The following is a 15,081-nucleotide window of genomic DNA, read 5'->3' as shown; positions in this document are numbered from 1 at the left end:
AGGACCTTCGCTTCGACTTCGAAAACGAACCTATCCTGCCTTCCATCTTGCCGCCGTGAGTAGCCGCATCTAGGCCTGCCAGCAAAAAACGGCCAAGCAATTCGGCACCGCGCGTAAGATGGATGCGGTGGCGTTGGCCGACCCGGCGGGCATGGTGCAGGAACTCAACGCAGCGCGCCTGCACTTCATCCAGGCGCGCCAGAACTGCGCCGACAAGGTGATGCGCCCGCTGATCATCTCAAAGTCGATTCTGGGCCTGAAGGAGCGTGCCTAGCAAGACGCCGACGTCGCCTGGAAAAAGATCGCCGAACGCTACAGCGAACCGAATCGCGCTGCCTTCGACAAGCACTACGAAGCAGCGATGAAACTGTTCTACGAGCAGATCGAGATGCAGGAGCACGACTGGTCGCTATTAAACCAAATAGCCTCCGCGAAAGTCGGGGCGGTTCAATAGTGAAGATACTTCTCGTCTTTCTGGAACCTTAATTAGTGAGGATCTTTGATGGAAAATAGGGGCTCACGCTTCAGTACAAAGACGTCTTTTTGGTATGAAAATTTACCTGGCCGATTAACGCAGATAGACCAAGGTAAAAATTCTGTGTACTTAGCCGAAGACCTTAATGAAATTAATGAAAGGTACCTTGAGGTATCTCGTACCTCGAGTGTGCTTCGGGGCGGATTTTTCTCATGGGATCGATAGTACTAGTTTTGCTTTGTTCTTTTTTTTCCTTAACACGAGAGATTTTTTTAACATCGCCGAGATCTCCGTTCGTTATTTTCGTCTTACTGGTCATGCAAGCATCGTTGCTTTTTTTTGCGATATTCATGATCTGGCTTGACTGTCATATACCGCGGGACCTCCCGGTTCGTTTTGATCGAAAAGAAAAAAAAGTCATTGTCTATGATTTCAGTCTCAGCTTGAATCCGTTCGTCCAGCGCCGCAGCGCTATCAAGATATTTGACTGGGGAGTTATCGAAGCCGATCTGACGAAGCAAGCAGGTTTTAACGGTAAGGCGTACATGGTGCGTTACGCATTGGTGTTGGTAGTCTGCAAGCCTGGGACACCCGAAGTTGTTGACCGGATCACACTTAAAGGTAACGACATGACGATCAAGGGGTTACAGGCGATGTGGGCTTATGTTCGTCGCTATATGTCCGAAGGAACGGCCAATCTGCCGACCGAGAAACCGCGCCTGCAAAGTATTTCGTTTCGTCGCAGTTTTTTTACCTACATGCCGTACTTCGATCCCTCAGCCGAAGGCGCCGACTATCGCAGTCGCATGCAGGCCATTGACGTGATCCTTGCATTTTTCATGATGTGGCTGTTCTGGGTCTGGCTGCCGATGGGGTTGTGTCATTACATAGCGATGAAGTGTGCGCCCGAGCCAAAATGGCCTGCGGAAATTGAGACTTTCTAAGTTTATCGGTCGCTTGGATTGAGTATCGGATGAACGGTCCTACGTCGACCTTGAAGAACGAGGCTATTCGACCGGCGCGATAGCTGTGCCCAGCGAAGGAATGTTGATGACATGTACCATGGTCTGCTTCTCTCCAATTAAGTTGCACTGGCACGAGTACTTGCCGGATGCGCAGCGCATGTTGGTAAGACCGTTAAATGGCCAACATTGAAAGATGATGTCAACGTAATCACACCGTAAAAAAAAACGACATATCCGAATGGCCAATTGTTGATCAGTACCCCGACGCCGGTATTCGACGGAAAAGGCATTGCCGCCGCAGCGATCCAGCAGGCCTATGCGAACATCGATCCGGATGTTTTGAGCCGGCAAGTCTGAAGTCAATTAACGGTCAGATAGCATTGATGGCACTTGTTTGACCGGAGCGTTATAGATGAGGAAATTTGATGAAGAATAATAAAACGCGTTTTTCCATCGTTAATCCGCATTGGTTCGCAGACCTCGTTGAGCAACAGGCGCCAATTGGTCAACTGGTCGAATCTCCGACGTTGGAAGATGATGTCATTTCGGTCGATCATCACTATCTGGAAATTTCCCGGGCTGGCAATATCCTTCGTGGGGGGCTGTTTCTCGGTGGCTTGGTCATTGCCGCATTGTTGTGCTGGTCGATTCCTATGCTTTTGCGTGTAACAGACGAACCCGACGATGAGATTTTTTTTACAGTGGTCAATTGGATACTGCTGGCGGCAGTAATGTCGTTTTCGTTATTCCTTGTATATCTGGACTGCCGTATTCCACGCGATACACCAGTGCGTTTCGAACGCGAAACTGGGAAGGTATACGCTTACGAATATCCGGTCGGACCCAATCCTTTGGCACGACGAGTGGCAAAGATAAAGACCTACGATGGCAAAATGTACAGGCGGAACTGACGCGGCAGGCCGGCTTTACCGGAAAAGCGTACATGGTGCGCTATGGTCTGGTACTGGTGATTTGCCAACCCGGTACAAATGAAGTGGTTGATCGTATCATCTTGAAATCGAATGATATGACCGTCAATGGACTGATTGCGTTGTGGGATTACGTACGCAGTTACATGGTGCATGGTTTGACCAGCGTGCCAGTGGTAACCTCGCGTTCGCAAAAGCTCTCATTGGTAAATAGCCTTTTCATCTACATGTCCTATCTGAATCCGACGTCAGAGGGTTCGCATTTCCGTGGGCGCATGCAGCCTGTTGACCTGATCATGGTCCTGCTCACTATATGGTTTTTCTGGATCTGGTTACCGATGGGACTCTGTCATTACATCGCGATGAAGTTCGCCCCCGAGCCTCGTTGGCCAGCTCAAATGGATGTTCATTAGGTATATCGGAATACTGTGGATGAGGCGGTGTACTTCAAATATTGAATATCGATGGCTCCTGATCGATATGGATAAAAGTAATCACTCTATAAAGCGCAATGACCGGTCTGATTCAATTTGAACTGCCACTAACGACTATATCGACTCGCTCCCATGAAACAACGCTTCAATGTACCCAGTCCCCACTGGTATCAGAATCTGCCAGATCGTGACGAACCTCTTGGCGGAGAGGAAGAAATAGCCCCTCTCTATGAAAGATATCAACCAGATAAATGATCAATTTCTTGAGTTGTCGCGGGCCTCGACCTTGTTGCGTGGAGGGCTATTATTGATTACAGCGCCAATGGTGGTTTTCTTCGCGTTTCAGATGCCGGCGATTGCGAAAAATTCATTCGATGCGGCAGTCCCGATATTTTTGTCCATTGTCCTATGGCTATCGATCATTCTTTTTTTTGTTTTTGGTATTTTCCTTAGCTGGCTGGATTGTAATATCCCACGCGACCTGCCAGTGCGGTTTTATCGTCAAGCCAGGAAAATCGTCGTCTACGATTACAGCCTGAGTTTGAATCCTTTTGCGCGGCGGCGCGTGGTTGTGAAGACTTTTGATTGGGACAACGTCTACGCGGAGCTGTCGAAGCAGGCCGGTTACAACGGCAAGGTCTATATGGTCCGATATGCGCTGATACTCTTGTTCTGTAAGGCAGGAACGAACGAGGTCGTGGATCGGATCACCCTCAAGGGCAACGACATGACGATCAAAGGCTTGCAGTGGATGTGGGCATATGTCCGATGCTACATGGCGCAAGGGCAGTTACACCTGCCAAAGGAACATCCCACGCCGAAAACGATTTCTTTGCGACGCAGCTTTTTTACCTATATGCCCTATTTCGATCCGTCGATGGATGGCAATGAGTATCGCAGTCGAATGGAGCCTATCGACGTCATCCTCGCCTTCGTGATGATGTGGTTTTTCTGGATTTGGTTGCCCATGGGCCTATGCCATTACATAGCGATGAAGTGTGCGCCCGAGCCGAAATGGCCTGCGGAAATTGATCTTCCGGACGGTAGCAACCCTTGGGGTTAGGGTGGCTGAATGGAGGTTCGCGAGCAAATTTAATGTTAAATAACCAATAGCGTTTCAGCGTCCCTAATCCCGACTGGTACGAAGATCTTGCTGCCAATTGAACGCTCAACAGAGTATTTCTTTCCGACGCAGTCTGTTTACCTACATGCCATATTGTCACGATGTGGTTCTTCTGGATCTGGCTGCCCATGGGCCTATGCCATTACATCGCGATGAAGTGCGCGCCCGAACCTCAATGGCCAGCAGGGCTTGCCTCGCCCGCTGTGGATGTTGGATGACGTAACCGGTGCAGTTACTACAGAGAGTCCTGGACCAGCGCGAGCCACTCTTCAAAGGAGGCGGCTGGCCAGTGGTTTCCCTGTTTCAGGAATTTGCGCTCATCATAGGGTGATGGGGTGCCGCCAAACCAGTTCAGCCAAAGCCAGCCGCCATCTGGTGTCGGCGAGTGCGTCAGCGGAACATCGAATTCCTTGATGATAAAAACGGTACCCGGTTGGAAATCCTTGAGCGCTGGCGGTTTCATTTTCTTCTTCATGAGGAGCGGCTGCTTTCCAGTTCTGGTTTTGATCGCGAAGCGATTTGTTCTGCTGTCAGGCTATCGACGACTGTCATTTCGATGTGCTCTGCAAAAACGAAATGTCGCGAACGGTATCGGTCAACTTGATGAAGTCACCCACCTGTTCAGATGGGAGCGGATCGATGCCGGGATATTCCTGCTTCAGAAATTCTTCTGTTTCTTCAATCGACCAGGGGCCGAGCGACGCCTTATAGTCGGGATACTCGTGCTGGATTTCATGCCAGGAGTCGTATCGTTTCTTCGACAGGAACATTCCTGATACCGTGTAGATGATATGCAGCTTCATAGGCGTGATCTTAAGCGTTAATCGGCGCGGGCGCATGGCGGATTTCTTGAAATGTGGCGCTGGTTCAGGCGGTTTTTCTTGGCAGGCCGGATACGACCGTCCACGATAAAATCCCGATGTATTCGCAGGAAAATAATTCCACAAGGCTTGAGAACGCTTGCCATACTACCCGGTCCAATTGCGTCCAAGCACCGTTCACCTGGCAAGCCCGAGCCGGCTCGGGCTTGATCAAAAGACAAAGAATGGGATCATCGTGAAACTGCCCAGCCTGAAATCCTTGTTAGGGGGAAAAACCACCATGTCCGCCATCGACCAGATGTTGAGTCCAGTCAGTGACTCGCTAGCCTGCGGTGAAGACCTGTCCTTCACGCCCGAGCTCGATGCCGTCTCGGAAGCACGTCGCTTCGACGATCCCACGCTGGACCAGGGCGAATGGGTCACCGATATCAAGGAAGCCGATTGGGGCTTTGTAGAAGCCCAGTGCGCCAGCCTGATCCGGTCGCGCAGCAAGGACCTGCGACTGGCCGTCTGGTATACAGAAGCGTCGGCCAAGACCCGTGGCTTCGGCGGGCTCGGGGACGGTTTCTCCCTGATTGCCGGTTTGTTCGATCACTATTGGGATGGCTTGTACCCGCAGTCCGAAGACGGCGATCATGATCGTCGCGTCGGCAACCTGACCTGGTTGCTCTCGCGTTCGGTGCAGCTGATTCGCGAAATTCCGTTGACAGAAGGGCGCGGCAGCGCCTTCTCGATGATCGACTTCGAAGGTGCGCGCAGTCGTGCCGCCAATGCCGAACGCAATGGCTCCGACGGCAATCACGCCGACGATGGTGTCAAGCTGGCCGTGATGGAGGCGGCACGCAAGCGCAGTTCGCACGCGTTTTATCAGGCGCTGATGGCAGATGCCCAGTATTGCGCCCAGGCGCTCGACCAGATGGAAAAATCGGTAGACGCGCGTCTTGGCGCCGATGGTCCGGGTTTTTCAGCGGCCCGCGATGCCCTGGCCATGGCCAGGGCCACCATCGATCGCTTTGCCGCCGACACCGGCTTGCGCACGTCGGCCGCCAATGAAGCGGCGGTGCAGGCCGACCAGCAAGTGGCGAACGCGCCAGTGGCCGACGCTACGCCGCCGGCAGGCCACGTCAACGTTGCCAATGGCCCCATTCGTACGCGAGCCGAAGCGATTGCCCAATTGCGCGCCGTCGCGGAATTCTTCCGTCGCACCGAACCGCACAGTCCGGTGGCCCATCTGGCCGACAAGGCCGCGCATTGGGGCGAACTGCCGCTGCACGCCTGGCTCAAGACCGTCATCAAGGATAACGCCGCACTGTCGCACGTAGAGGAACTGCTCGGCCTGCAGCCGCCGCCACAGGAATAAGCGTCTCGAACCATCTGCCGCCAGCAACGAAAAACGGAACCGATGCAACGCACGGTTCCGTTTTTTTCAATGCTTGTGACGACGGGCGCTTACTTGGCGATGCGGAATTCGATGCGTCGATTCTTGGCGCGTCCTTCTGCCGTGTTATTGGAAGCCACCGGCCGGTCAGGGCCCTGGCCCGAGGTGCTGAGCATGCTGTCATCCACGCCCTTGACACCCAGGTAAGCCTTGACGGCATCGGCACGCGCCAGCGATAGCGAGATATTGCTGGCGCGCAGCCCTTCGTTGTCGGTGTTGCCGATGATCTCGACATGCCGGCCCTTCAGCTTGAGCATCGCCGCGGCGATCTCATCCAGGATGCGCTTGCCTTCCGGCGTGAGCGTGGCCTGCCCGCTTTCGAATGCCACCACCCGGTTGGCCAGCGCGTTGTCGAGCAAGCCCTGTTCCGATGCCGATACGCGCAAGCCGTTGTTGACCGTGTACGACGAATTGAGGCTGCTGGCCATGTCGCTGGCGATCTGCTGGCGCTGCGCTTCGTTGGACACCTCGCCGGTAATGCTCACGGCGGTGCCGTCTATCTTCAGCTGACCTCGGCTGATTGCCTTGAGATTGGGCGAGATCAGCTTCTGTACGTGGTTGTTCCAGTTTGCCGGTAGCACGACCTGGCCGACGGCGATCTGGTCTACCACCCGATCGGGCCCATAGACCTCACGCAGTCGCGCCAGCGCGGCAGCCTTGCTGGCTTCATCGGGGACGGTGCCGGTAACCAGCACCTGGCCCGGCGTCGGGGTGGCGACGGGCGGCGCCGCATTCTGGGCAAACGCCGTGGCGCAGGCGAGGGCGGTCGCGCCCATCAGGGCGACGCGACGCATGGAAAAGAGGGAGGGGTTCAAGGTTCAGGCTCCGATGAAAGCTTCGCGAAACGAATCGTGGGCAGACTTCAACGACAGGTCGGGATGGGCCAGATAACTCGATAGTTTCTGGATGCCGTAGTCGCCGCCCACGTGTTCTTCTATCCAGTCGGCCTCGTCGAAGGCGATGTTGTGCTCGGCGCCGGCCTGGGTGTCGACCACCGAATACAGGGTGCGCGGCGACGCGCCCGAAAAGCCCAGGATCATGCATGGCTGTTCACCCAGTCGCGTGATGAACAAGGCCAGCTCGAAGTCGGCGCGTGCCAGGAACGGGGTAATCAGCTGCATCCAGAAACTGGCCACCATGCTGCGATACATCGGGTCGCGCGGCAGCGGCAGGATCAGGTTCTTGTCCAGCCGGCTGGAGGTGCTGGCCATCACCGGTTGCAACAACAGGCCCAGCGCCAGCAGCAACTGGCGCGGCGTGCCCTTGAAACCGGCCTGGGCCAGCATGGTGTCGAGCGCGCCCAGCGTCTGCAGCTCCATGAAATCGGCAAACGCGGCGCTGTAGCCGGCGCTGTTGATATCGAGCTCCAGCGTGGTAGAGGCCAGCGTCTGCAGCGGTGTTGCCGGATCGGGCGCGGCGAGTACGTTGGTGGTCAGCGCTTCCAGGCGCCCCCACAGGCGGGACAGGATCAACGGGCTGTTGCTGACGAAGGCCACCGGATCGTCGACGTCAATGGCGCTCATCGACAGGAACGGAAAGCGTCGTTGCGATTGGTCGCTGCTGGCGCGCAGGTGACCGGCAATCGCCCGTCGGCTGCGTGGTCCCATGACAGCGAAGTGCAGCGGCTGGATGCCGTCGTAGATCAGTTTCCAGCGCGGATCGCGCGAGAGCATTTCCATGGTCTGCGCCAGCCAGTTGTCCAGCAGCGTGATCAAGGCGGCGTTGTCGGTTGCCTTGATGAAGTCGCCGCGCGACGGGATCTTGCCAAAATAGCCGACCTTGATGGGGGTGCCATTTGCACTCATTGCGTAACCCCTGTTGTTGGTTGGATCTGTGGTTGAACCGCCGGCGCGCCCGGAGGTGGGACTGCGGCCGGCGCTGACGCTGGCGCAGGTGTCGGCACCGGTGCGGGCGAGGGGGCAGTCGCCGGCGCCGCGGCAGACCCGCCGGCGATGGTCTCGGGCAGCTTCAGGCCGCGCAAGCCGGCGGTGCCGCGGGCCGTGCCGGTGCCGCTGCCGGATACCTCGGCGCTACTGATGATCTTCAGGTTGACCATCACGGTGACGCCCTCGGTGGTCCAGCTCAACTCGAACGCGCCGTTATCCTTGCGCTTGCGCTGGGCCGTGTTGATCAATCGTTCCAGACCGAAACGGCCCGGCTGGTTGGCCACTTCGATGGTACGACCGTCGTAGGTGACGGCGGTCACCTTGGCGCCGGGCGCACCTGCGGGATTGGGCCAGATGAAGTTGGTCCATTGCGCCTGGGTATTGCGATAGCGCAGCTGCTGGCCATCGATTTCCACCGTGTATTCGAGCGCGCCCGGGGCCGGCAGCGGCTGGATCTGGAACACGGTCTGGGCCTCTGCAGGGGCGCCGCCACCGCCACCGCCGCCGGCACTGCCCGGGGTGCTGACCCAGTCGGCGAAACTGGTGGTGATCACGGGCGAGAGCGTGATGCCCATGTCGGCCCACTTGCGCGGCGACAGCGTATCGCCGCGACGTACCACCAGCGGGCCCATCGACGTCGTGACGAACTTGGAGATAGCGCCGCTTTCGCCGAACACGGTGGCAATTTCGCCGCCGTTGGCCTCGATCTTGGAGTTGGCCGAGAACGGGTACTTGGCCGCCAGGTTGCTCTGGAACGGTTCATACACCTGGGCGCGCCAGATCTTGTTGACTTCGCCTTCGGTCGGCCGCACCAGGGCGTTGAAGCCCTGGACCAGCGGACGCACCAGCAGCGGGCGCAGCACGGTCTTCTGCTGGTCGTTGAGGCCGGGCAGCATTTCTTCGTCGACGAACTTGAGCGAGTCGGACAATTCGGAGCCATTGCCTTCCAGCGTCTGTTGCATCAGCTGCTTGGCGCCGGGACCGGTGTCGCCCTGGTTCTTGATGGTATTGAAGCGGGTGCGCAGCTTAGACAGGTTGTCCATGTAGCGGCGCATCAGTGAGGTGTCCTTGTCCTTGCTCACCACCAGTCGCGCCACGCCGGCAAACTCGCGTCCCACCGGACCCATCGGGATGGCACTGGTGCCGTCTGCATTGAGCTGGGTCGGCACCGGCGCCGGCGAGCGACGCAGGATGGTTTCCTTGAACCATCCCATGAAGCCCTTGCGCGCGTTGGCCAGGCCGGCGTCCACCAGGGATGGGTTATCCCATGACGTCTCGTCGTAGACCGTATTGACCACCTTGTTCAGGGGGGAGGTCAGCGGGTCGCCGATACGATTCATGGCCGTGGTGGCATCGTCCAGGTTGCGCAATTCGGCAATGCTCACGCCTTGCAGGAATTTCTGCCATTCGCGGGCGTACTCGGTCTTGTATTGTGTCACCAATGCCTTCTGGATCTGTTCCGGACTGCCTTCCAGGGTCAAGTCATCCTTGGCGGAAGTCTTGAGCACCCAGTCCGCGCTTTGCAGTTCCTTGTTGGCGGCTTCCTTGAATGCGTCCTGCACGAATTTGTCCCAGGCGTCGCGGGTGAAGGTGCCGGCAATCGCATAGCTGCCCACCACCAGGTCCTTGTCCTTCTCGCCGACGATGCGTGCCACCGTCATCGACGCGAAGCGGGTCGCCGCGCGCGCCTTGACGTCGGCATACACGCGCTCGCGCGCCGGCATGCCGCGCACCACGCGACGCAGGTTTTCACGGGTCTGGTCGACCAGCGTCAGCTTATTGTCGACGGTCGGCCAGGAAGGATCGTTGATCTGCTCCAGCGAGAAACTGATGAGTCGCTCGGCACTGCGAATCATCTGTTCGCGTGGCATCGTGCCGCGATTGGTCTCGAGCCAGCCGCGCCAGAAGCGTGTGATCTGGTCGTTCAGATGGCTCGATTCGACGCGCGACTTGTCGGCCAGCATCAGGTAGGTCTTGAGGGCGTTATAGGCGTCTTCGACACTGGTGGCCGAGCTGTCCTTGTAGGTGCGCAACGCATTGGTGGGCTGCGCGCCGTTGTCGGCGGTGGGCGTGCCGCTTTGCGGCGGCTTGGCCATCGGTTCCAGCCGGGCGGCATTGGCGTTGACTTCGTTGAGATAGTTCTCGACGTTGGCCGCCACCGGCTTGACCATGATTTCCTTGATGCCGGCAAAATACTCTTCACGCAGCTTGCGTTCGAGCAGGTCGCCCTGGTAAAGGCCCAACCCGACCGAGATGGGACGGCTGGCACGATAGCGGTCGAGTTGTTCGATGCGGTCCTGCAGGATCTCCAGCGCTTCGAATCGGGATTGCAGGTCGAGGCGCCTTTCCTGGAGCTTGACGGCCTTGTCCATGTCGGCCTGGACATTGGCTGTCAGCTGCTTGTTGCCCAGGTACGACCAGCTCCAGCCGCCCAGCAGGACGCCCAGGATCGCAATGGCCGCGAAGAACGTGGCGTAGCGCATGCGGGTCTTGTTGCGGCTGGTGTACTGGGCGACCAGTTGCTTGTCGGCGAAGATCACCTGCTTGAACAGATTGTGCAGGAAGAAACCATGCTGCGAGAAGATCTCGCGCTGCGGCTTATGCTCCAGCGCCAGCCCGAAGCGGTCGGCGATACGCTGCGTCGATGCGCTTACGGTAGCGCCTTCCTGCAACGCGCTGGTGAAGTAGAAACCGCGAAACACCGGCTTGAACTGAAAAGGATTCTCCTCGAACAAGGTCGCCACGAACGAGCGCAGCACCCCCTTGATGGACGAGAATTCGAGCGGGAAGGTCAGCACCCCGGGCGCCAGGTTTTCGCCGCGCTTGACCGACATGTTGGCCAGGCTCATCTCCTTGAGGCCGTCGTACAATTCGTCGAAGCGGTCATCGAAGAAGCCCACGACTTCCTGGCCGCTGCGCTTGCGGTCGTAGGCCAGCGTGGCACCCCAAACCCGGTCGCGCTCGCCGCGTTCCGTGTCGAGGAAGAATTCGTTGAAACCGGTAATCAGGTCGGCCTTGGTGAAGACCACATAGACGGGCGCGAACACTTCCAGTTTCTCGGTCAGCTCCTGCACGCGCTGGCGCAGGTTCTTGGCCAGGTTGATGGCGAATTCGGGACGGTTGCCGGTCAGTTCGGCGATGCTCACGGCAATGATGATGCCGTTGATCGGCGCCTGCTTGCGATACCGTTTGAGCAGGCCCAGGAAGCTGAACCATTCGCTGCGGTCTTCTTCGTAGACCGAATAGCGGCCCGCAGTGTCGAGCAGGATGCCGTCGGTGGTGAAGAACCAGTCGCAGTTACGGGTGCCGCCTACGCCATGGACGATCTTGCCGCCCTTGTCGGCAAATGGAAACTGCAGGCCCGAGTTGGCGATCGCGGTGCTTTTCCCGGCCGCCGGATTGCCGATCACCATGTACCAAGGCAGTTCATAGAGCGCGGCGGCGCCCGACTTCTGGCCGAGCTTGGAGGTCTTGATGGTGTTGATCGCTTCGAGCATGCGCGTGCGCAAGGCCGCAACCTCTTCTCTTTGGGCGCCGTCGCTGCTGGTCGCCGACTTGCCGGCTTGCTGTTCGAGCACATCGCCCAGCTTGCTGGAAGCGCGCCTGATCTTCCATCGCTTGAAAAGCCAGAATCCGAGCCAGATCAACAAGGCTGCGCCCAGGATGACGGCAGCCCACGTCAGTGCGACTTCCAGCGTATCGGCGCCGACAAAGAGAAACACCGCCAGCGCGGCAAAGCCGATGATGACGAGGGTGCGCGTGTCGCTTAGAAAATTCCAGATTCGATGCATGGTGGGGGCGATTCGTGACAGAAGTTATTTTTATGCGGTCGCAGTTGCGGCCGCCATCGCTTGTGTGGACTGCTCGGATTGCTCGGGTTCGACAACAGGCTTGCTGAGGATGACGGCGGCGCGCTCGAGCGCGTCATCATTGCTTGCCACCAGCGACGGCTGGCCGTCCTTTGCGGTCTTGGCGTGCGCCAAGGCCAGCGCCGTCAGTACGGTGGCGGCGCCGGCCCAACCGCAATCGGCGGCGACCTTGATGCATTGACTGCCAAGATCGAGCTCGGGAAGCAGGGCGTAACCCAATTTCAGGGTTTCTTCGGTGCGGCTGCCGCGGTGGTCGCCATCGGTCGCCAGCAAGCCGATTCGAGCGGCGTCGATGCCGGCATCGCGCAGCGCGGTCTCGGCCAGCGTCGACAGCAGGTCGCCGTCGACGCGACCGGGCAGGTCTGCCGATTTATCCCTGCGGCCGAGGCTGGCGCGGTGCAACTGCACCGTGTCTTCCGCGCTCAAGGCAACGAGCTGTCCGGCATCGGCAAGAATGAACCCGACCGCTGCTTCGCCTGGGGTCTGTCCGACATTGCGCGAGCCGTGCAGCAGTCGGCCCTGGTCTTGCCAATGCTCAACCGTGCCGTGGCCCAGGTTCGACTCGGCTGCGATCGCCATCGCGAGATACGGCCCTGGCTGGGGCGTCTGCGCGGTGCGGCTGGTCGCGATCAGTCGGTCCAGGTGCAGCAACGGATGCGCGTTTTCGCCGACTGCCGGCACTACCGTGATCTTCTCCGCGGGCCACCCCTGCTGCACCACCAGGCCGGCCAGCCATTGCGCTGCCTCCAGGCGTTGCGCGGCCTGCCATGACCCGGGCAGCAACGGCATCAAATGCAGTTGCGGCAGCGGTATTTCTTCCTTGCGGTGCGCAGGCGCGTCGATATAGGAGGCCAAAGCCGAATGCAAGGTGAGGCGATCGCCCAGTTCGCGCGCGATATCGGCCGCCAGGGCGAGGGTGCGGTATTGCTCTTGGTCAAGCACCACCGTGGCTGCTGTTTCGGGATGATCCGGCTGGCGATCGCGCCAGGCATGGAAGTCGTCCAGCGCCGCTTGCGGATCGATCTGCGCCACCCGGCCGGCCAATATCGGGAAGCCATCGCTATCGGTCAACTCGGGATCGAGTTCAAGACGCAACTCGTGCGCCTGCATCTGTTCGAGCAACGTGCCGGCATCGCTGCCATGAGGGGTGCGCAGCGCGCAGGCGGCAACCGATAGCGTCCACCTGCGCTCGGGATGTTGGGCTGGAACCGCCGGGGATGCAATGGCGGCCGACTGGGCCTGGGCCGCCGCGGTGGCTGCTGCTGCAGCTGCCGCCGCCATCGAGCCACGGATCTTGCGGATGGCCCAGATGGCCAGCAGGAAACCGACCGGCAATACCAGCAAATAGAGAATCACGTCTGTACCGTCCGGCATATGGTTCGAGCCGGACCAATAGACGATGCACATCGCCCAGGTAATCGCGAAAACAGCGCAGGTCAGCAAGCCGCGCTTTATCCATGTTCCCATCAGCAGTCGCCTTTTATTGTTATATGGCCAACGTCTTCGTTATACCTTGGTGGTGGCTTGACTTGCGATCAACACCGCCCCGCACGAGGCCTTGTCGCCGTCGCGGGCAACCGGCGCCCCGTCCACCAAGGTGGTGGAGTCGCCACTGGCGATGCTATTGCTGCCATGGATCGGGCAACTGACCTTGTCGCCGACACGCGCGACCCGTTTGCCGCCTACCAGGGTCTGCGCCGACCCTTCGAGCACGGAGCCGCCGTGCGAGGTCTTGTCTCCGAGGATGATGACCGGTTGACTCATTGCCTTCCCCTTAATCTATATTTCGATGTGGTCGGCGACCGCCGGGTGTGCAGCACCCAGTCGTCGCCATCACAAATGTTATTTTTTCATTACGCCAGCCATCCGATACTCGGTATGTCCGAAATCCATCATTTTCCAGCGCCCGCCCCAGGTCAGTCCGACCGATTCAGCCACTTCTCCATAGAGGCGATAACCTTCCATGGCCCAGGGATCTTTTTCGCTGATGACCAGCTTGCCGTTTCTCACGAATGCGCAGTCGGCGGCCAGGCCGTACTGGTGGTAGCTCTGGAAAGCGCCTGCGTTGGTGACGTTGCTGCCCATCTTGGCCAGAAGATCCTGCCGCTCGGGGCTGCGATACCCCTCTATCAGCGCCATCTCATAGCCGTGCTTTTCTTTCATGATCTTGAATACCAGCAGCAAGCGCTGCGCATATTCAGGATTGAGCAATTGCCAGTTACGACTCGCATCAGCCAGCATGGGCCTGACCTGTACCACTTCCTTGGTGAGAAACATGTCAGGCGGCAACGGAGGCGGTGGTACGAGTTGCTCGCCCTTTAAAAGTTCCGCCACTTGGGTATTGGCAACCCGGTCGCTGTCGACATATCCCTGCAGCATATTCTTGCCACTTAATAAATAGGCAATAAATGCCGGCCCGACCAGGACAAAGACGACCAAAGCTGCAATCAGGTAATTTTTTCGGAGATATCCAATGGATGTCGACAGGGAACTATGAATTCCCGATGCTGTCCCTGCAAACACTTCATTACGGCTTGTGTTCCACCTTGACCATCTGTTCTTGAAGCTGGAGATTCTCGTATTAATAAAATGCAGCGTTACCTCCCTTCCTGAAGGAAATAACAACAGCCACATGGCAAAGCATGTAATTAATAAATAGAACGCAATTGCGAGAAACAACACGACATCCCCTTTTTTATAGGCAGGCAGTGAATCTACATAGTGTAGAGGCCCGTCGCCAGGTTTTAGTCAAAGCCGAATTGCTTTTGATAACAATTTAATAATAATTAGCCAACATCTTGTTAGTTGGATAATAAAACAGGAGTACGGACTTGCAGCCCCCGAAACAAGAAAAACCCGCATCGACACGCCCGAGCCTGATGTCTGCATCGGACACATCCCGCCCGGAGGAAGTTCGCATCCTCAATTCGATTTCAGAGGGCAAGCAGCATGCCCGCACCGCAGCGGCCGGATCGCCAAGAAAGCCGAAGCGGACAATAGCGTTGGTCGTCGGGCTGCTCTTTTTATTGGGCATCGGCGTAGCGGCGCTTTACGCGGGTTCGACCTCTCGCGAGTCCGCAACCGCGGCGACCGAGACCAAGCCGGTACCGCCGCTGGCATCGGCGGCACCGGCTGCCGCAC

General features: G+C 58.0%; 12 protein-coding genes and 2 pseudogenes. 6 read left to right on the top strand and 8 right to left on the bottom strand.

Annotation, left to right across the window (positions count from 1 at the left end; translation table 11 throughout):
* The first annotated feature begins 118 nt into the window (after nt 1–118).
* From PMI40_RS24435 to PMI40_RS24420, 4 genes and pseudogenes are all read left to right on the top strand, one after another.
* A complete protein-coding gene (locus PMI40_RS24435; RefSeq protein ID WP_008117529.1) occupies nt 119–274 on the top strand; it encodes a hypothetical protein in 156 nt (51 codons plus the stop codon).
* Between the two features lie 551 nt (nt 275–825).
* Entirely contained in the window at nt 826–1,419 is a 594-nt protein-coding gene (locus PMI40_RS24045) for a DUF6708 domain-containing protein (protein ID WP_238540968.1), read from the top strand.
* Between the two features lie 446 nt (nt 1,420–1,865).
* Nucleotides 1,866–2,782, top strand: a pseudogene (locus PMI40_RS24615) (DUF6708 domain-containing protein).
* 250 nt (nt 2,783–3,032) lie between these two features.
* Nucleotides 3,033–3,866, top strand: a complete 834-nt coding sequence (locus PMI40_RS24420) for a DUF6708 domain-containing protein (protein ID WP_238540966.1) — start codon at nt 3,033–3,035, stop codon at nt 3,864–3,866.
* 295 nt (nt 3,867–4,161) lie between these two features.
* Here the strand turns inward: PMI40_RS24420 and PMI40_RS16400 are convergent, their stop codons facing one another.
* Entirely contained in the window at nt 4,162–4,401 is a 240-nt protein-coding gene (locus PMI40_RS16400) for a hypothetical protein (protein ID WP_008117520.1), read from the bottom strand.
* A 73-nt stretch (nt 4,402–4,474) separates the two neighbouring features.
* Nucleotides 4,475–4,729, bottom strand: coding sequence for a hypothetical protein (locus PMI40_RS16395; protein ID WP_040502223.1), 255 nt, complete (start codon nt 4,727–4,729; stop codon nt 4,475–4,477).
* A 298-nt stretch (nt 4,730–5,027) separates the two neighbouring features.
* Here PMI40_RS16395 and tssA point away from each other — a divergent pair, with 298 nt between their 5' ends.
* Complete coding sequence (gene tssA / locus PMI40_RS16390) at nt 5,028–6,107, top strand: type VI secretion system protein TssA (protein ID WP_008117518.1); 1,080 nt, start codon at nt 5,028–5,030, stop codon at nt 6,105–6,107.
* 89 nt (nt 6,108–6,196) lie between these two features.
* Here tssA and PMI40_RS16385 read toward each other — a convergent pair whose 3' ends face one another.
* The 6 genes from PMI40_RS16385 to PMI40_RS16360 all read right to left on the bottom strand — a co-directional run bounded on the left by PMI40_RS16385 (nt 6,197) and on the right by PMI40_RS16360 (nt 14,622).
* The gene (locus PMI40_RS16385; protein WP_085944264.1) at nt 6,197–6,979 is read right to left on the bottom strand and encodes an OmpA family protein; all 783 of its coding nucleotides are present in this window, start codon (nt 6,977–6,979) and stop codon (nt 6,197–6,199) included.
* A gap of 24 nt (nt 6,980–7,003) precedes the next feature.
* Nucleotides 7,004–7,990, bottom strand: coding sequence for a type VI secretion system-associated protein TagF (gene tagF / locus PMI40_RS16380; RefSeq protein WP_008117516.1), 987 nt, complete (start codon nt 7,988–7,990; stop codon nt 7,004–7,006).
* Entirely contained in the window at nt 7,987–11,862 is a 3,876-nt protein-coding gene (gene tssM, locus PMI40_RS16375; protein ID WP_008117514.1) for a type VI secretion system membrane subunit TssM, read from the bottom strand. Before tssM ends, tagF begins: the two co-directional genes overlap by 4 nt.
* A gap of 30 nt (nt 11,863–11,892) precedes the next feature.
* Entirely contained in the window at nt 11,893–13,296 is a 1,404-nt protein-coding gene (locus PMI40_RS16370; protein WP_157221586.1) for a hypothetical protein, read from the bottom strand.
* Nucleotides 13,297–13,446: 150 nt separating this feature from the next.
* Nucleotides 13,447–13,704, bottom strand: coding sequence for a PAAR domain-containing protein (locus tag PMI40_RS16365; protein ID WP_008117505.1), 258 nt, complete (start codon nt 13,702–13,704; stop codon nt 13,447–13,449).
* Between the two features lie 78 nt (nt 13,705–13,782).
* On the bottom strand, nt 13,783–14,622 hold the full coding sequence (locus PMI40_RS16360; protein WP_040502220.1) for a M15 family metallopeptidase: 840 nt from the start codon (nt 14,620–14,622) through the stop codon (nt 13,783–13,785).
* 149 nt (nt 14,623–14,771) lie between these two features.
* Here PMI40_RS16360 and PMI40_RS24415 point away from each other — a divergent pair.
* Nucleotides 14,772–15,081, top strand: a pseudogene (locus tag PMI40_RS24415) (hypothetical protein); the annotation flags it as partial.

Origin of the sequence: Herbaspirillum sp. YR522 (genome assembly GCF_000282575.1) — a bacterium.
Lineage (GTDB): Bacteria > Pseudomonadota > Gammaproteobacteria > Burkholderiales > Burkholderiaceae_D > Herbaspirillum.
This window is presented reverse-complemented; position numbering and strand designations above follow the sequence as displayed.